General features: G+C 46.3%; 1 protein-coding gene. It reads right to left on the reverse strand.

All coding sequences use genetic code 11. The features are described from left to right. Positions 1 to 354: 354 nt before the first annotated feature. A partial coding sequence (epmB, locus tag R7D93_RS25595) for an EF-P beta-lysylation protein EpmB (protein WP_318129594.1) occupies positions 355 to 1,241 on the reverse strand: 887 nt, incomplete at its 5' end.

Consider the following 1,241-nt stretch of genomic DNA (forward strand, 5'->3'; position numbering starts at 1 on the left):
TTCTGGTGGACGGGTTAACTTTCCGCAGGGCTGCCTTAAAGGCGATGAAGGCATTTACCATTGCGTAGACTTCACGTTTACTGGCTACCGTTCTTAACGTTTTTCATCTTCAGTTTGGTTGAATATGGATGTCGTAAACTCGACCATTTTTCATCACAATAGTGTGATTCTTATTCCATATTTTGTGTCGCAAATAATCTAGGCGGCAGAGACTACATGAGACTTAAATGTTTTAGAACGGTTTGGTGTCTTTTTTATTGAGTTTTCTGAAAATAAACAAAAATCAGAGAGAAATCGTAAGATTTTGCGTCTCGACCGACACAAAATCTCATGATTTGTAGGGGTTATAGATGGTTATGCAAGGTGTAGGTCGAGCGGCGTTTTGCTTTTTCGGCCGCCGATTTCACGGGTGAGGGTCGGGATCAGGTAGCCAGAGACGTTTTCTAATAAGCCTGCCATTAGTTGTCGGGCTCGTTCGTCATCGACCATAAAGTGAGCCGCTCCCTGGACTTTGTCTAGCACGTGCAAGTAATACGGCAGGATCCCAGCATCGAACAGGGCCTCGCTGAGCTGGCTCAGGGCATCAACGGAATCATTAACGCCTTTTAGTAAAACTCCCTGATTTAACAAGGTGACATTGGCTTCTTTTAGTTTTTTCATTGCCTGGCGCAGCTCATCGTTAATCTCATTAGCATGGTTGATGTGCGTAACAAGGATAATTTGCAAGCGTGACGCTTTTAGCAACTGACACAGCTCATCTGTGATTCGAGCTGGGATCACTACAGGCAAACGGCTGTGAATGCGCAGACGTTTGATGTGCGGAATCTGAGCTATGTGTTCCAGCAGCCAATGAATCTCATCGTCTTTTGCCATTAGTGGATCACCGCCAGAGAAAATCACCTCATTGAGCTCTGGTTTTTCCGCCATGTATTCGATGCACTGGCTCCAAGCTTGTTTGCCGCTCTTGTTCTCTTGATACGGGAAGTGACGACGGAAGCAATAACGGCGATTCACCGCACAGCCGCCTTTGACGATCATCAGCACTCGGTTTTTGTATTTATGCAGCAATCCCGGGAGCGCATTGTCCTGTTCGTCAAGAGGATCATTGGAATAGCCTGCATGCACTTCAAACTCGTCACTCAAGGGTAAAACCTGACGCAAAAGAGGGTCTTTAGGATTGCCTTTTTCCATCCTATCGACAAAACTTTGCGGTACACGCTGTGCAAACAGCTTGCGCGCGG

Source organism: Vibrio sp. YT-15 (assembly GCF_033337445.1).
GTDB classification, from domain to species: domain Bacteria; phylum Pseudomonadota; class Gammaproteobacteria; order Enterobacterales; family Vibrionaceae; genus Vibrio; species Vibrio alginolyticus.